Raw genomic sequence first — 16,225 nt, forward strand, 5'->3', positions numbered from 1 at the left:
CTGCATTTTTCTCGGTTTTTAGAGCAACTTGTAATTTTTCTTTTTGAGCGGGTTTCAAATAATTTTTGGCTGGCATATTTTTTTCGTTTTTCGGATTTCCTATTTTAATTATACCCTATTTAAATGCCGAACAGCTTATCCCGGTGAATAACATTATGTTCATGGATAAACACCAGAATCTCTAAGAGACCTTTGATTAACTTGACCACTTGCTCTTCTGGCATTCGCTTATCTACAGGTAACTCGTCGCTGAGTGAATCTCCTTTAATGTATTCTTCGACAAGATAGAATTCCCGACTTTCTTCAAAATATGCCAGCAACTGGGGAATGTGAGAATGTCTGCCCAACTTTTCTAAGATTTCTGCTTCTGTCTGGAAGAGGCGTCTGGCAATGGCGAGAAATCGTTCATCGCGACGGGCGGGTTTTAAATGCTTGACCACACATTTTGGTTTGCCCGGTCTGTGGCTATCTTCAGCTAAATAGGTGAGACCAAATCCCCCAGAACCGAGAACCCGATTAATCTTATAGCGTCCGGCTAAAAGGTTGGGATTGTCAGATGGTTTAACCGTTGGCGCGGGTTGGCTCTGAACTGCATCAGGCGTCCAAATTGCCGTTTCTCCATCCCCATCCTGCTGCGATGGGGCAATAGCCGTTTCTTCGCTTAGGGTTACCTCTTGCTGTTCTGCAATCAGAGTCTGATCGTCATCTTCAGCCTCCTGAGTGGTTGGAGCAAAGCTGGTTCTATCTTGTAATAAACCCTGAAGGGCAATGAGATTATTTTCCTGTTCTTGGAGTAGACGGGCAAAATGGGCGCGTTCTTGCTGATTTTGGTAGGCGCTATAAGCCAAGACCCCTGTAGATGACATCACCAGTCCCACGACAGGCGTCATCACGGGTATCCAACCTGCCTCCAGAAACACGATCAAGGATATACTGCCCAAAAGACCAATCGCTACTGTCTCAGCCAGCAGCAGTTGCCGGATATTGTGAGTGATGGATATCAAGATAGCGCCCGTCAATGACCAAACCCCGATCCAGACCACTTCTCCCCACTCAGGTATAAACCAAAACAGCTTGCGTCCATTGAGAACGGTACTGAGCAGTTGACTGACAATTTGACCATGAACAACCACTCCCGGCATTTTTTGCAGGACTTCCCCTTCGGAACTGTAGGGAGTGTAAAACAGATCATTTTCTGCCGGATCAGAAATCCCAATCAGGACGATGCGGTCTTTGACTAAGCTCGGATCAAGACGATCTTCGAGAACGTCTGTCAGGGTGACACTATCGGCGAGTTTGTCCTCAGAGCGGTAATTCAATAAAAGTTGATAGCCACCCGCATCCGCCTTTTGATACCCTCCTGACTTGGGCTTTAGGGGTTTGAAAACCACATCTCCCCATTTGAGATACTCTTGTTCGTCTTGGGTAATCGTTTGTGGTTCAATTCCTTTTTGTTCGAGGTAGTACCGGGCTAACTGAAAGCTAAAGGAAAGGCGGGTGCTACAACCTTCAGGAATTTCGGCATTGTGAAACAACAACGCCCGACGCACAACACCCCCTTCATCAATGGCTAAATCCGCAAAGCCAACCCGCTCCTGAGGCACAGCTTTCGGTGGGGGAGTCCCTCGCTTGGTTTCGTTCCCTAGCCGACAAATAGGGATGAGATTATCGCTGTTGTTAAAGAGTTGGGTTAATTCAGCGTTACCCGGAGGTATGGGAATATCCCGATACATATCCAAACCAACCACCGTCGGTTGATGCTGCTGTAGCTTTTGCAGTAGCTGCGTCATCACCGCATCAGTCATGGGCCACTGCTCTAGGGATTCAATATCCTGCTCCGTCACCTCAACCACCAACAGGCGTGGGTCAGGGGGTAAACTCGGTCGCAACTGCATCAACCGATCATAAGCATAAAGCTCCAATGGCTCCAAAAGCGCTAACTGGCGAGTCCCCAGCAACACACCTGTAACCGCCAAACTGGTTAGCAAGGCTGGATTTTTCCAGGTCAAACTACCAATGCGTTTAAGACGCGACCACAAGGCAGAGAGCTTTGACCCTTCGCTTCGCTCGTAGGGAACCTGGTTTTGAGATAACTCCCCACTAGTTTCCTTCACGTATCTGATTACTCACAACTAACACCTTAACGCTAGCAAGAATTTCCCTGAATTGTAGCCAACATCAACATAGAATTCAGTAGACACTGGTCTCTATTATGACTCAAGGTCGGTTGAATAATAATTCTCTTAAGAACGATAAATAAGTAGGGTGAGCAATGCCCATCCTACGCAAGATATAAATAAGGTGGGCATTGCCCACCCTACGCAAAAGTCCTCGTGCTTGGGGGGCTAGTTGCTTGAATTACTTTTCAGTCATCGTGTAAGCCCCATCCCAGTCATCCGGTGGTGGTTCTTGGAGAAAATGTTGACACCGCTTCAGGTGTAATGCAGCGGCTTTATCATTTTTGTCAAATTCTTCCATGATAATGCCAAATTCACCCATCGCCCGGGTAAACTTCCGGTTGAGATAATGCTCCCGTCCTTTGTGGTAATGTTCAATAATTTCCTCTTTTTCGGCAGAAAGGGGATCAGAACGCAGTCCCACCAGTTCGTAAATTCTGACGGGCTTATTCTTGCCTTTGACACGAATGCAATCGAGTTCCCGATACCAAATCCTATCCTGGCAGGGAGCAAAAGTATATTCGCTAATGATAATGTCACAGCCATATTGCTTACTGGCACCTTCTAGGCGGGAGCCTAAGTTGACACCATCGCCAATGGCGGTGAACTCCATCCGCTTACTCGAACCAATATTGCCACTAATTACGCTGTCCGAGTTAATCCCAATCCCAATTCGGATTTCTTCTTTTTTCTGGGCTAAACGATTAGCATTAAAATCTGCCAATCGGTGGCGCATGTCCACAGCCGTTTGTACTGCTCTCCAGGCGTGATCGGGTAGGGGTAAGGGTGAACCAAATACCGCCATAATTGCATCGCCGATATATTTATCGAGAGTCCCTTTGTGCTTGAAAATCGCCTCAACCATCGATTCAAAATACTCATTCAGCATTCCCACCACTTCTTCAGCTTGGAGTTTTTCGGTCAAAGTGGTGTAGCTACGAATATCGGAAAACAGCACTGAAACTTCTTTGCGATCGCCTCCCATTTTGGCATCACCCAGTTTCAGCAGTTCTTCTGCCAACTCCTGAGTCATGTACCGATACATTGTACTCTTGAGGCGCTTCTCATCACTGATGTCGTCCATCACCACCAACGCCCCATACACATTGGTCAGATCGCTAGTATCCGCAATGGAATTAATCGACAAATGCACGCTATGCTCTTCATTGCTCGGCGTTAGCAACGTCTGATCCGGGTAGTACTGATTGCGGTCTTTCTCACTTTTGGCGTCCAAGCCATTCTGTAGTAATTGAGCAAAGCTAGCAAGGCTACCCTCTTTCTCTTTAATTTTGATCAATTCGGAAACTGATCGCCCTTCGATAGTATCTCCCTTACTAAAGCCCAACAGTTGCTTGGCACTTTCATTTGCCGCGATAACTTTACCGGCTTTGTCTGTAGAAATTACACCATTGGTTAGACTCCGCAGGATATCCCGCTGCATTTGCTCCTGCTGTTTAACCGTGGCAAACAGCTTCGCATTTTGCAGCGCCACACCCGCTTGGATATTAAAGGCTTCCATAAAAGCGACATCGCTTTGATCGAAACTCGCTTTCCAGCATTCGGGTGCATCTTGCTCCTCTTTATCTGGATCGGGCTGGTAAGGAGGAAACTCTCCCTTCTTTTTCTTATTCACTAATTGAGTGACGCCAATTAACTCGCCATCGGCGTTATAGACTGGCATACACATCAAGCTACAGGTGCGATAGCCAGTATTGCGATCGGTTTCCCTGGCTTTCTCGGAATCGGGATGATTGTACAGGTCAAATGGGATATTCAGAATTTCACCCGTCAGCCCGACTCGACCCGCAAAACCCGCTCCCACAGGAACCCGCAGTTCTTTCATCGAACCCCCAGACTGAGGAATCTTTGTCCACAAATCATTGCGTTCGTGATCAATCAACCACAACGTCGAGCGATCGGCATTCATCAACTCCTTGGCTTCATCCATCACCCGCTTGAGCGTTTCTTCCAAGTCCAAACTGCTCTTACTCAGGGATTCAGTCGCCTTCATCAGAGCATTCGCCGCTCGCTGTTGCTGAGTTGCCAGGTAAAATGATTTGGACGATTCCAGAATCAGGCGGATGGAGGGGGCAAATTCTTCAAAAAGTTTCTGATCGGTTTCGCTAAACCCTTGTTTATCTATTTTTTCTTCTAAGGGTAAATCATCCTCAGGCTCATGATCCGGCTTCAGCTTATTCAGTAGTTGAACCACCGCCACCAAGTCTCCCTTCTCATTGAGTAAGGGAAGCGTCAACATGGTATACGTCCGGTATCCGGTTGTCTTATAGAGCTTTTTAGACCCTTCCGATCGCGGATCATCGAAGAAATCGTAGGGATTATTGACAACTTTTTTAAACGTTGCCACTTCCCCAGCAATGCCCTGATCAGCCGGAATCCGCAGTTCTATAGTTTTTTCATTCTCACCCTCGGCGACGATCGAAAATAATTCATTCTTATTGTCATCCAGTAAAAATATCGTTGTCCGGTCTGCACCCAAAAGCTCTGCTGTCTTCAAGGTGATGGCATTGAGCATCTCCTGCAGAATTGTCTCAAACCCTTGGCTGTCGAGGAGCATGGACAGGGTTTGATGAACAACTTCGAGCTTCTTTTCCACCCCCGTAACAACTTCTTTGAAACTGTCTTGAGTCAGGGGGGCAAGAAACGCCGTAAATGTTCCATTAGTGGTCGCTAGGGCACCAGCAGAGGCAGGTTGATGTTCATTCGCTCTTTGGTCGTCAGTATAGATTGGCGTTATATCAACGGTATCTCCATTGTGATCCGCAGACCTGGGTGAAAATGCAGCTGTCATATTTCTCGTTAGGGTCAGAGAACATTCCTGGCATACGAATAAGATTACTCTATCAGTTAAAGTTTTACCACTCAGGTTTATTTTATTGGCAAGATGAGGGAGCTGGGGAAGCTGAGGGAGCTGGGGAAGCTGAGGGAGCTGGGGGAGATGGGGAAGCTGGGGGAGCTGAGGGAGCTAGGGAAGAGGATTACTAATCAACAAATGACGAATGACGAATGACGAATGACGAATGACAAATGACAAATGACCATCTCCATTAATTCTGACGCCAATGACGGGCTTGGGTCAGGAGTGAATTGGCAAACGTCATGGCTTCTTGACCCGATTGTCCACCAGCTAGCTGGGCAATTTCTTCCTGGCGGTGAGAATGATGATCGAGGCGACTGACGCGAATGACGGTACGCAGGTCAATCTCGGAAATTCCCTGATCAACGAGTGTGTTTGTCTGGTTAGTTTCGGGTAAGAGGGTTTGATCGATCACCTGTTTATCGACGCGGAAATGCCGATCTGCCATGGCGGCGATGATAGGTTGGTGCGTCACACACAACACTTGATTTTGCTGGCTCAGGTGATGCAGTCGTTCCGCGATCGCACTGGCAACTCGCCCCGATACCCCAGCGTCAATTTCATCAAAAATTAAGGTCACCCCTTGGTCGCCACTATTGGACAAACAGGCTTTCAATGCTAATAAAAAACGGCTCATTTCTCCGCCTGATGCCGTTGCTGCTAGCGGTTGTAGAGGTTCTCCTGGGTTGGGCGATAAATAAAATGTGACTTGATCCGCACCCGCCACTGTAGGCGCGATGGGCGTGATCGCGACCTGAAATTGTACCTTTTCCATGGCTAGAGGTTTCAGTTGCTCCACCAGACGCTGTTCCAGTTCCTCGGCTGCGACTCGACGTAACTGGGTGAGCTGATTACAATATTCTGTTAAGATTTCCTGACATTGACGATAACTTTTTTCCAACTCATCCAAGGATTGACCATTACCCCGAAGTTCAGCCAATTCTGAGGTCAGTTTTTCGTAATGAGCGATCGCATCGGCTAACGTGGGTCCATATTTCCGGCAAATTTGTTTCAGGGCGCGGATGCGTTCTTCCACCTCTTCTAAACGTTCGGGATCAGTTTCCAGTCCATCCCCATACGCATTAATTTGATGACTGGCTTCTACCACCTGGGCTAAAGCACCACTGACCAATTCTAGGATCGGTTGTAACTGGCTGTCGTATTGCGCCATATCACTCAACGTGGTTTCGGCTTCCCCTAATAAATCGGCGCAGGCAAATGCCCCACTATCATTTTGGTAAAGTGACTGATAAACCTGATAACTGTGCTGTTGAAGTTCTACGACATGAGTTAACCGTTGACTCTCTTGTTCGAGTTCGGTGAGTTCATCAGGATCAGCAAGATCAGCTGCGCTCAGTTCCTGAGTTTGATACTCTAGCCAATCGAGACGTTGTAGGCGCTGCTGTTCCGACTGACGCCGTTTTTGCAGGGCTTGCCAAGCGTCCTGAGATGCCAGATAAGCCGTAGTCACTTGATCAAGGTGTTGTTTGATCGGGAAACCGCCGTAAAAGTCAAGGAGTCGCCGCTGGCGAGTTGAGGCAAAAAGCTGTACTGTTTGACCTTGGGCTGTAATTTCCACCAAGCGATCGCGTAATTGTTCCATCAAGCGACGATTCACCAAAATCCCATTAATTCGCGATCGCGATCGCAGGGAGTTCTGTTTAGCCGTAATCTCTCGACTACAGACCAAATCCGCTTCATCAAGTAAATCAATTTCCTGTTCACTCAACCAAGCCATCAACGTCCCATCGATGCGAAACGTCGCCTCAACCAGCGCCCGTTTTTCCCCTGTGCGAATCAAGCGATGGGTGACTTTTCCTCCCAACGCGACATCAATGGCATCCAGAATGATTGACTTGCCAGCACCCGTTTCGCCCGTCAAAACATTCAGACCCGCCGCAAATTCCAATTCCAGTTGGTCAATTAAGGCAAAATTTTGAATCCGTAACGATAGCAACATAACATTTTCATCCAATAGTTAGAGAAAGCGGTTAAAAGACGAAATAAGTCATAAGTTATAAGTGGATACTACCGTGCCGATCGAGCCAACCTTGTCGCTTAATCATGAGTCCTGATCAGGATAAACTGAATGGCGTGGTATCTCAATCATTTTTTTGTTACAATTCTTTACAGAGCCGCTCCTGTTGGTGAATCCTGCAATAAATATGAATCTTAAAACAATTTCTCCTGCCTCTCCCCAGCCAGATTCAATCGCCGAACTCAATCCCTCAGTGGAACCCTTACCCCCTGAGTCAATTGTGGTTGAGTATGAACAGACGCCGTCCCCGGGATCAGCGCTACCACAGGAGTGTTCGGAAAACCGAACCGAAACGCTGCGCTATGATCCAGTAGCGATTGAAGCTCAATATGGACGCGCACCGCTACAAGTCTTAGGACGGCTACTCAGGATTACTTTACCCACGGCTGCCTTTGCCTTAGGGCTATGGTGGGATCGGATACGGGGTCGCCGACAGATCAAAGAACGGCGACGAGCGATTCAGTTGCGGGAACTCTTAACTCAACTTGGACCAGCGTATATTAAGGTCGGTCAAGCACTTTCGACGCGACCTGACTTAGTGCCACCCCTGTACTTAGAAGAGTTGGCGTTGCTCCAAGATCAACTCCCTCCCTTCCCCAATGAAGTCGCTTTTCGATTCATCGAAGAAGAACTAGGCGATCGCCCCGAACAAATTTATGCCGAACTGACCTCATCACCTGTAGCCGCCGCCTCCCTGGGACAAGTGTACAAAGGGAAACTTAAAACAGGGGAAACCGTCGCCGTCAAAGTTCAGCGACCAGGTTTAGCACGACGCATTGCCTTGGACGTTTATATATTACGCCGCCTCGCTCAGTGGGTACAAAACAATGTTAAGCAGGTGCGGAGTGACTTGGTTGCCATTATGGATGAGTTTGGTACCCGCATCTTTGAAGAGATGGATTATACCCAAGAAGGGTGTAATGCTGAACGCTTTGCCAACCTTTACGGTCACCTTCAGGATATATATGTACCCAAAATTTACTGGCAATATACAGGACGGCGTGTCTTGACAATGGAGTGGGTCAGTGGGACTAAACTGACTAATCTGGAAGCGATTAAAGCTCAAGACATTGACGCCAAGTATTTAATTGAAGTTGGCGTGCAATGTTCACTACGCCAACTATTGGAACATGGATTTTTCCATGCTGATCCCCATCCCGGAAATTTACTAGCCACGCCGGAAGGCAAGCTGGCTTATCTGGATTTCGGGATGATGAGCGAAGTCAAACCCTATCAGCGTTATGGGTTGATTGAGGCGGTTGTTCATTTAGTCAACCGGGACTTCGCGGGTTTAGCTCATGACTATGTGAACTTAGAGTTTCTGTCGGAAGATACGGATTTAACTCCAATTATTCCAGCGCTTGCTAATGTTTTTAACAATGCCTTAGGCGCTAGTGTTGCCGAACTCAATTTCAAAAGTATCACTGACCAACTCTCGGAAGTGATGTATGAGTATCCATTTCGAGTTCCCGCCTACTATGCCCTAATTATTCGTTCCTTGGTCACATTGGAGGGGATTGCGATTAATGTTGATCCGAACTTCAAGGTTCTCAGTAAAGCTTATCCTTATGTGGCAAAGCGTTTGTTAACAGATTCTTCCCCACAATTACGCGCTTCTCTAAAAGACTTACTCGTCAAAGAGGGTAATTTCCGCTGGAATCGTCTGGAAAATTTATTGCGGAATGCCGCCAATTCTCAAGATTACGATTTGAATAAGGTTTTAAATCAAACGTTAGAATTTTTATTCTCAGAACGTGGTGTTTTGATTCGGGAGCAATTGATCGAGGAAATTGTCAAAGCTGTCGATATGTTTGGACGTCAAACCTTTGATAATGTAACTGAGTCTCTGCGCCAACGAGTGGGATTACAGCAAAAAACAGAATCCACTAGCAAAGTCGTAGAACTGCCGCAAAGTGCAGAGCATATCAAACGAATTTGGCAAATTCTGCAAGATACGCCCGGTTTCGATCCCTTCCAACTTGCCCCCCTTGTCCCTCAATTTTTGATGAAGCCAGAAACTCAGCAAATGGGACAAAAAATTGCTGGCGGTTTAGCCCAACGGGTGATGGCACGATTAATTCGGGAAGTTTTACTTCAGGAGACTCAAAGTCAGGGGGAAAAGCCTTCTAATGGTTCTAGTGTTAAGCCTGCACCCAAACTCGTCCTGCCACCAGCCGCAGCGATTCACTGACATCCTCCCGGTGGGCAATGCCCACCCTACTGGCTTGGCACAGCTAAAATTGTGGATTAGATTTGACCATTGAATCGGGCGCAAGTCTTTGCGCCCCTACGGTTTCGGGTCTCCCATTCTAATTCATCAAATAAGGTGTGCCACGCCACTATGGTCTATTAAGTTTCGGCGATCCTACAATGCTGATATGAATAAATTTAGTAAGCTTTAGCTTACTTAAGCTTTGAGCCGGAAATTTATTTCCCGGCTCTTTTCTAATTCTAATTGAGTGAATTAGAATTATTAACGACGCGAAAAGTTACCGTTTTTGCGGTTACCCCCTCTGTTTTCGCGAGGTCTGGCTTTATTCACCTTCAGATTGCGCCCCATCCATTCAGCCCCATCGAGTGCCTCAATAGCGGCTGTTTCTTCATCGTCTGTTTCCATCTCTACAAAACCAAAACCCCGAGGACGTCCGGTTTCACGATCAGTGGGTAACTGCACCCGCTTGACAGCACCATAGTCTGCAAAGACAGCACTCAGGTCTTCTGCAGTAACGTCGTAGGATAGGTTGCCTACGTAAATTGACATGATTGTCTCCAAACTCAAAGTTGTATAAAGATGAGGGTATCGGAGACAAGTCTGTCAAGTCGAAAGGAAAAAAGCCAATCTGTACTAAACACAAACACTGAAACCGAACACATTCTCAATGATTAAGCTAGCACAGGCTGGCAAATTTGGGTACGGATATCAAATTCTTACTGTTCGCCAATCTTAACCGTCAACTTTAATCAAAGTCTGACTCCTTATCGATGCCTTGGCGCGATCGCAATTTACCCGATCAGGGGCTTGTAGCAGGTTAATGTCAGACAACTCGGTAGAATATGAAAGACATTGTGACTCAAGACTATCTGTGGCTAAGCCAAAACCTTCTCTTGCAAGAACTCCTCTGTTTGACCTCGCGGTTGAACAAAATGCCCGCTTCACTGGCTTTTCGGGTTGGGAAATGCCAGTCCAATACAGCAGTATTGGACAAGAACACGAAGCAGTACGCACCGATGCGGGAATGTTCGATATCTCCCACATGGGAAAATTTGCCTTTACCGGGAAGCAGCTATGGCAAGCGTTACAGCGATTAGTCCCATCAGATTTGAGTCGATTACAACCGGGTCAAGCCCAATACACGGTATTGTTGAATCCTCAAGGGGGCATCATTGATGATGTAATTGTTTACCACCAAGGGGAGGATGAAACAGGCGAACCGCAGGCGATGATGATTGTTAATGCGGCAACCTGTCAGAAGGATAAAGAGTGGTTGTTAGCGCAACTGGACAACACGGGGGTAAAGTTACAAGACCTTTCCCAGGAAAACATCTTGATAGCCCTACAAGGACCTCAAGCCAAGACTTATTTACAGCCGTTTGTCCAGGAAGACTTAACCGCGCTGAAATCCTTTGGACATCTCAATGCCACGATTCTAGATCAAGCCGGATTTATCGCCAGGACTGGGTACACTGGCGAAGATGGGTTTGAGGTGATGGTTAAACCGGAGATTGGGGTAGAACTGTGGCGGCGTCTGTTCCAGGCGGGAGTGACTCCCTGTGGTTTGGGGGCAAGAGATACGTTGCGACTAGAAGCAGGGTTGGCACTTTATGGACAAGATATTGATGATACGACGACGCCCCTAGAAGCTGGTTTAAGTTGGCTGGTACATTTAGACCGTAAAGGCGATTTTATCGGGCGTTCTGTACTAGAAGCCCAAAAAGCCAATGGTGTGGAACGTCGGTTAGTGGGGATTGAAATGCAGGGGCGACATATAGCCCGTCACGGTTACTCGGTGCTATCTGAGGGACAAGTCGTGGGAGAAGTAACGAGTGGTACCTATTCACCAACACTAGGAAAAGCGATCGCGCTTGCCTATTGTCCCACATCTTTAGCCAAGATGGGTCAACAGTTAGAGGTAGAAATTCGCGGTAAGACTTATCCCGCCGTTATCGTCAAAAAACCCTTTTATCGCGCCAAAAAACCTTCGAGTTAGAAACCAAAGTCATTCATTCCAGTTCCCTCCCCTTGACAAGGGGAGGGTTAGGGAGGGGTATTTCTCAAAGTATGGCTTTCTTTTTGAGCTTGAGTTGACACCAATGCCAAAGGGCGCAAGCCTTACGTCCTACAAGGTTAATGCATCAATGTAGGCTGAAATGAGCAAAGCTTTTCGATGAGGCTTGCTGCACAACTCCCAAACCCTTAGCTATCAAGGCTTTATCTTTATTCTGTCAGGGCAGAACAATTGGCAGCATCCATCAACAGGATGGATTGATATCACCTAATTAGATTATTTGTCATTTGTCATCTGTTCTCCTATCTCTGATCTCCCCGCACTTCTACTCCTCACTCATGTCATCCATCTTTCTGTGATCCAGAGGCTACAGCTTCGGGTTGATAGCGAATCCCCGCTTGCTTCAGACGCCGTAACACCTCAGCCAAGCGATCGCACTCCGCAATCAAACTTACCCGCACATAGCCTTCACCGCCGACACCAAAGGCATTTCCGGGCGTCACCACCACACCCGTTTGCTGTAGAATATCCAGGGCGAAATCCGTTGAATTTTGACCCGGTGGACAAGGAACCCATAAATACATTGTCGCCTTTGACTTGGGAATCCGCCATCCCAATTCCGCTAACCCTTGAATCAAAAAATCTCGGCGGCGACAGTAACGTTCTTGCACCTGATGCACATAACTATCAGGTAAGTCTAATGCCGTTTCTGCGGCGGTTTGTAATACGGCAAAAATCCCGTAATCTAAATTTGTTTTTAACGTCCGCAATCCTTGAATAATATGGCGATTTCCGACAACAAATCCAACCCGCCAACCTGCCATATTATAGGTTTTTGATAAGGTATGAAATTCTACGCCAATCTCCTTCGCGCCTGGAATTTCTAATAAACTCGTGGGTTGATAGCCATCAAATGCGAGTTCGGCGTAACATAAATCATGTACCAACAGAATTGAGTAACGACGGGCAAAAGCCACAATTTCCTCAAAAAACTCACGGGGAGCCGTCGCTGTTGTTGGATTATTCGGATAGTTAAAGTAGAGAATCTTTGCCCGTTGCGCCACATCCTCAGGAATAGCGGCTAAATCAATCAGCCAATCATTTTCCGGCTTGAGGATCATACTATGAATTTCAGCCCCAGCAATCAAGGGACCTCGGAAATGAGCAGGATAAGCCGGACTCGGTACTAAGACCAAATCCCCAGGATTGACATAAGCTAAGGCAAGGTGAGTCAATCCTTCCTTAGAACCCAACAGGGGTAGGGCTTCGCTATCGGGATCGAGAGTAACTTCATAGCGACGGTGATACCAACTGGTAATGGCGTGGCGAAAATTCGCCGTTCCTTCAAAGGGGGGATAGCCGTGGTTAATCGGATGATTCAGGGCGGTGATAGCGGCTTCAATCACGGGTGCAGGTGCTGAACCGTCAGGATTCCCCATGCCTAAATCAATTAAATCTAACCCTTGCTCACGGGCACGGGCTTTGAGTTCATCCAAACGAGCAAACACATAAGGGGGTAAAGCACTCAGGCGCTTTGCTGGGGTAATCCAATCTAAGTTCATTCAAAAATGCAGCGTTCCTAACCTAGAAAATTATATCGGTATTCCAGAAAAATCGCTGAAGTTGGTGGGAAAAATTAAAGTTGGGCGATGGGGAGCATCATTTGTTATTTGTCATACTCGCTCCCTTGAGAAGCAAGCTACGTCATTTGTCCAAAAATTCTCGCATTGGATCAGGGCGGGTTTTGTTGATAGATTAGCCCTAAGTATCCAAATTAAACGGCTAAACCCGCCCCTACAAATGACCCTTCCCTTCGCTCAAGGGTATGCTTTTTACGTCCAAATTATCAACACTCATTCCGGCTGGTGTCTTCCCCGATACATAGTTAGCCAAGATGTACTCAACCTGATTCCGTTTATCTGGAGGAATAGGAAAGCTGACAAATTTGGGCAAGAATGAAACCTTTGATTTCAAGCGCATCGTTAACGTATTGGGTTTTGATTTTTTCCAAGCATAGGAAATAATTTTATGCCAATTCATGATCTGATATTGATAGCAAAAAGCATTTTCCCGAAGTTGTAGTCGGCTTACTCCCCAGGAGATTAACACAATTGCCAACATCCACAAAAAGATGGCGACGCCTAATCCGTAAACTTCATCGGTACTTAAGTGGTAATTTTCTTGTGAAACTTGCCGGATCAAGGAGAATGTAAAATAACTAGCACCTAGGACTTCAAGTAAACCTAAACCGAAGGACAACTTATTGCTTAAGGTTTGTCCTAAATCTAATACCAGACAACCTGCCTTTTTTTTACGCCAGCGCCAACTTAGTAGATAGATAGCAGTAAAGACAGCTAAGAGAATACTGAGGCTTAAAAGAGTATAGGACGTTCTTAAAAAAGAAATCAGAGAAGAACTTGCCCCAGGGATTACCACGCCAATTAAAAAGAAGGGAATGAGCGGGCGCAATTTTGGCAATCGCACATCCTGAGCAAGTCTCTGGCACGCGATCGCATAACCTCCACCCACGCCAATGAGCAGAAAAATTCCCACAAATACCCAATAGTAAGCCATGTTTCTTCAACAATACGTCTTGACTGTAAAGCTATAACAGCATCTACAGACCTATTTATAGACAGTTTCACCCTGTATCTTGTGCAATCCTAAGCCGATCAGTTCTTGAAAAACTGGATAAATCTATTCGTATTTTTCATTCATCGCCGCCGATAAAACGGGACTGCAATTTTTTTCCACAGGTGTTGTTGTCGAAACCATCGCCGCCATAAGCTGTTCAGGTGTCACATCAAACGGTAATCTGTGGATATCCGACTGCGGCTGACAAGCAATATCTGCCCCCTGGCGCAACTGTGCCAACGTAATATTCCCTAACCCCAAATCATCAAGAGTTTGGGGTAAACCGATTTCGCGATAAAACTTCAATAACTGTTGTCGTGCAGATGCAGCAAGTTGATTCCCCTGTACCATTTCTTCTAAGCGCAATTGCACCAGAATTCCATAAGCGACTTTCTCCCCATGTAAAGCGCTGTGAGAACCGGGAAGATGGGTTAAACCATTATGCACCGCATGAGCCGCCACAGTACGACACTGCGCCCCACCTAAACCGCCAATCACACCCGCTAACAAGACTGAAGCATCAACTACCTCTCGCCAAACCTCGCTCCCTGGCGTTTTTAGAGCGTCTGCTGACTTTTGAAACAGGATATCCCGTAACACCCTCGCCTGTTGCACCGCCGCAATCATTAAGGTTTGAGCCGAATCACCACTACTCACAGATGCCTCATACCATTTCGCTAAGGCGTCTCCAATTCCGGCGACTAAGGTACGTTGGGGCGCTGTTTCAATTACGCTGTAATCCAGGATTAGTAAATCTGGGCAGCGATTCAGACTCACATCATACAGGAAAGCCCCTTCATTTGAGTAAATATTGGACAATGCTGTCCAAGCGGCACAGGTAGCGGCAGAGGTGGGAATTGTCACAACCCGAAGGTGACAGTGATGAGCTAGGAGTTTAGCGGTGTCTAAGGCTTTGCCACCTCCCACACCAATAATTAAGTCGGCTTGATGGCAGGTTGCTGCTTCTTTGAGGGATGCGAGGGAGACTTCACTGCAATCGGGACTATAAGATGCCGTAGCACAAGTTAACACCGACTGTTTCAAGATCGGTTCTAGCTGCGGTGATAACGTCGCCAAGGTATGATTCCCGCCGACAATTAACGGACGATGACCCAAAGACGCGATCGCCTCTCCAGATTGCGCTAATGCTTGGACACCGCGCAACACCTGCGCTGGGGCAACTGTGAGCGACAGCAATGAGGGAGGAGCAAGGTTAGTCATCAGTTTTTAGCAGAGGTTTCAGCCAATTGAATTTTTATCTTACCTTATCTCTCCTATCTCCCCTACCCACTTGGTTTCAAGACTTCCCCTGAAACGTCAGGTGGAGGTATCTGGTAATTGTGCCAAGCGTTCTTTGTAAATATTGATAGTCATCTGTTCATCATCACGTTCAGCCAGCGATCGGCTGATTTTACCTACAACTAGGGGTTTAGATACACCGGGTTCTGGGTGGATCACAGTGCGGGCGCGAATCGTCAGTTGATTATTTGCTCCACCCAAACGCCCATAAGAAAACAAGTCGCTGGCGGCTTGGCGCAGACTAGCTTCCAGTTGAGATTCGTTGATTGTTGTGGGCAAAGCGATGACGGTTTGGTTGCCTCCGTTGTCGTAGACTAAGGTAAAGCGGGCTGCACCAGGAATCACTGTACGGCTAAACGGGACGATACTCAGCGCAAATAAGCCGCCCGTCAGCACCCCCATAAAGCCCGTAATTCCCACCAGCCGAAATCGGATGCCCCATTTAAAGATAAAACCTAAGAGGCTAAGAACTCCGCAAACTAGGGTGAGAATGCCTATCCATTGGGTATAGGTGAGAAAGTCAGTCGTTGTTGGCATAGAAGATAACGTGTGTTGACTCGATAAACGCCAATGGCTACATCGTTGCAGTTTGGTAACTTTTTTATCCTATCAGCGTTGCTTCATCCATGAATACCGCTTCTAAAAACCTAGACAAACCTACCCACAAGTAATTCTGTCTTGGTATAAGTCCACGGTGTAACTTTTGATCGATAACCGTTAACGCTTACGCTTGGCTGATACCCGGCGTTGTTGCTCGATATCAGCCTTAACCAACGGTTCCCAGTTAGAGACACTGTAATAATCGTGTCTACGATTGACTACAGGGCATCGACCAATAAAATTATTAAATTGATATAGAGCACTCCATACGTGCTTTCTCGGATTCACTCCAAGATAGGCGGACACAGAGCGCGGCAATCTCTCACTATACTTCATTCCTCTTCTGGCAATTGCCAGGGCAGCCGCCACATCAGAC

The 16,225-nt window shown here is 46.9% G+C and carries 11 protein-coding genes and 1 pseudogene; 3 read left to right on the plus strand and 9 right to left on the minus strand.

Features of this window, described 5'->3' with window-relative positions; translation table 11 throughout:
* Positions 1 to 119: 119 nt before the first annotated feature.
* Both RIG66_RS18635 and RIG66_RS18640 read right to left on the minus strand, forming a co-directional pair.
* Positions 120 to 2,114: a CHASE2 domain-containing protein gene (locus tag RIG66_RS18635; RefSeq protein ID WP_446380253.1), complete on the minus strand. Its 1,995-nt coding sequence runs from the start codon at positions 2,112 to 2,114 to the stop codon at positions 120 to 122.
* 244 nt (positions 2,115 to 2,358) lie between these two features.
* Positions 2,359 to 4,986 carry a GAF domain-containing protein gene (locus RIG66_RS18640; protein WP_446380254.1) on the minus strand — a complete coding sequence of 876 codons (2,628 nt, stop codon included), beginning with the start codon at positions 4,984 to 4,986 and terminating at the stop codon, positions 2,359 to 2,361.
* Between RIG66_RS18640 and RIG66_RS18645 the strand changes: the two genes are divergently transcribed.
* Complete coding sequence (locus RIG66_RS18645) at positions 4,974 to 5,180, plus strand: hypothetical protein (RefSeq protein ID WP_446380255.1); 207 nt, start codon at positions 4,974 to 4,976, stop codon at positions 5,178 to 5,180. The genes RIG66_RS18640 and RIG66_RS18645 overlap by 13 nt on opposite strands.
* Positions 5,181 to 5,242: 62 nt before the next feature.
* Here the strand turns inward: RIG66_RS18645 and recN are convergent, their stop codons facing one another.
* The gene (recN, locus tag RIG66_RS18650) at positions 5,243 to 7,012 is read right to left on the minus strand and encodes a DNA repair protein RecN (protein ID WP_446380256.1); all 1,770 of its coding nucleotides are present in this window, start codon (positions 7,010 to 7,012) and stop codon (positions 5,243 to 5,245) included.
* Positions 7,013 to 7,217: 205 nt separating this feature from the next.
* On the opposite strand from recN, the gene RIG66_RS18655 reads away from it, so the two are divergent.
* Positions 7,218 to 9,281, plus strand: coding sequence for an ABC1 kinase family protein (locus tag RIG66_RS18655; RefSeq protein ID WP_446380257.1), 2,064 nt, complete (start codon positions 7,218 to 7,220; stop codon positions 9,279 to 9,281).
* 282 nt (positions 9,282 to 9,563) lie between these two features.
* Here the strand turns inward: RIG66_RS18655 and RIG66_RS18660 are convergent, their stop codons facing one another.
* On the minus strand, positions 9,564 to 9,851 hold the full coding sequence (locus RIG66_RS18660; RefSeq protein WP_446373907.1) for an RNA recognition motif domain-containing protein: 288 nt from the start codon (positions 9,849 to 9,851) through the stop codon (positions 9,564 to 9,566).
* Positions 9,852 to 10,173: 322 nt separating this feature from the next.
* On the opposite strand from RIG66_RS18660, the gene gcvT reads away from it, so the two are divergent.
* Positions 10,174 to 11,298 (plus strand): glycine cleavage system aminomethyltransferase GcvT, encoded by a 1,125-nt coding sequence (gcvT, locus tag RIG66_RS18665; protein ID WP_446380258.1) that lies wholly within the window; start codon positions 10,174 to 10,176, stop codon positions 11,296 to 11,298.
* A gap of 359 nt (positions 11,299 to 11,657) precedes the next feature.
* Here the strand turns inward: gcvT and RIG66_RS18670 are convergent, their stop codons facing one another.
* The 5 genes and pseudogenes from RIG66_RS18670 to RIG66_RS18690 all read right to left on the minus strand — a co-directional run.
* Positions 11,658 to 12,878 (minus strand): aspartate aminotransferase, encoded by a 1,221-nt coding sequence (locus RIG66_RS18670; protein WP_446380259.1) that lies wholly within the window; start codon positions 12,876 to 12,878, stop codon positions 11,658 to 11,660.
* Between the two features lie 232 nt (positions 12,879 to 13,110).
* Positions 13,111 to 13,890, minus strand: a complete 780-nt coding sequence (locus RIG66_RS18675; RefSeq protein WP_446380260.1) for a hypothetical protein — start codon at positions 13,888 to 13,890, stop codon at positions 13,111 to 13,113.
* A gap of 123 nt (positions 13,891 to 14,013) precedes the next feature.
* Positions 14,014 to 15,171 carry an iron-containing alcohol dehydrogenase gene (locus tag RIG66_RS18680; RefSeq protein ID WP_446380261.1) on the minus strand — a complete coding sequence of 386 codons (1,158 nt, stop codon included), beginning with the start codon at positions 15,169 to 15,171 and terminating at the stop codon, positions 14,014 to 14,016.
* A 96-nt stretch (positions 15,172 to 15,267) separates the two neighbouring features.
* Positions 15,268 to 15,786, minus strand: coding sequence for a DUF2518 family protein (locus RIG66_RS18685; protein WP_446380262.1), 519 nt, complete (start codon positions 15,784 to 15,786; stop codon positions 15,268 to 15,270).
* A gap of 180 nt (positions 15,787 to 15,966) precedes the next feature.
* Positions 15,967 to 16,225, minus strand: a pseudogene (locus RIG66_RS18690) (hypothetical protein); the annotation flags it as partial.

This window comes from Coleofasciculus sp. E2-BRE-01, assembly GCF_040221695.1.
GTDB lineage: Bacteria > Cyanobacteriota > Cyanobacteriia > Cyanobacteriales > Coleofasciculaceae > Coleofasciculus.

Excerpts from the sequence above, each read along its gene's own strand:
- recN (WP_446380256.1), bottom strand. The coding sequence starts at position 7,012 with ATGTTGCTATCGTTACGGATTCAAAATTTTGCCTTAATTGACCAACTG.
- RIG66_RS18670 (WP_446380259.1), bottom strand. The coding sequence starts at position 12,878 with ATGAACTTAGATTGGATTACCCCAGCAAAGCGCCTGAGTGCTTTACCC.
- RIG66_RS18640 (WP_446380254.1), bottom strand. The coding sequence starts at position 4,986 with ATGACAGCTGCATTTTCACCCAGGTCTGCGGATCACAATGGAGATACC.
- RIG66_RS18680 (WP_446380261.1), bottom strand. The coding sequence starts at position 15,171 with ATGACTAACCTTGCTCCTCCCTCATTGCTGTCGCTCACAGTTGCCCCA.
- RIG66_RS18660 (WP_446373907.1), bottom strand. The coding sequence starts at position 9,851 with ATGTCAATTTACGTAGGCAACCTATCCTACGACGTTACTGCAGAAGAC.
- RIG66_RS18645 (WP_446380255.1), top strand. The coding sequence starts at position 4,974 with ATGCAGCTGTCATATTTCTCGTTAGGGTCAGAGAACATTCCTGGCATA.
- RIG66_RS18675 (WP_446380260.1), bottom strand. The coding sequence starts at position 13,890 with ATGGCTTACTATTGGGTATTTGTGGGAATTTTTCTGCTCATTGGCGTG.
- RIG66_RS18655 (WP_446380257.1), top strand. The coding sequence starts at position 7,218 with ATGAATCTTAAAACAATTTCTCCTGCCTCTCCCCAGCCAGATTCAATC.
- RIG66_RS18685 (WP_446380262.1), bottom strand. The coding sequence starts at position 15,786 with ATGCCAACAACGACTGACTTTCTCACCTATACCCAATGGATAGGCATT.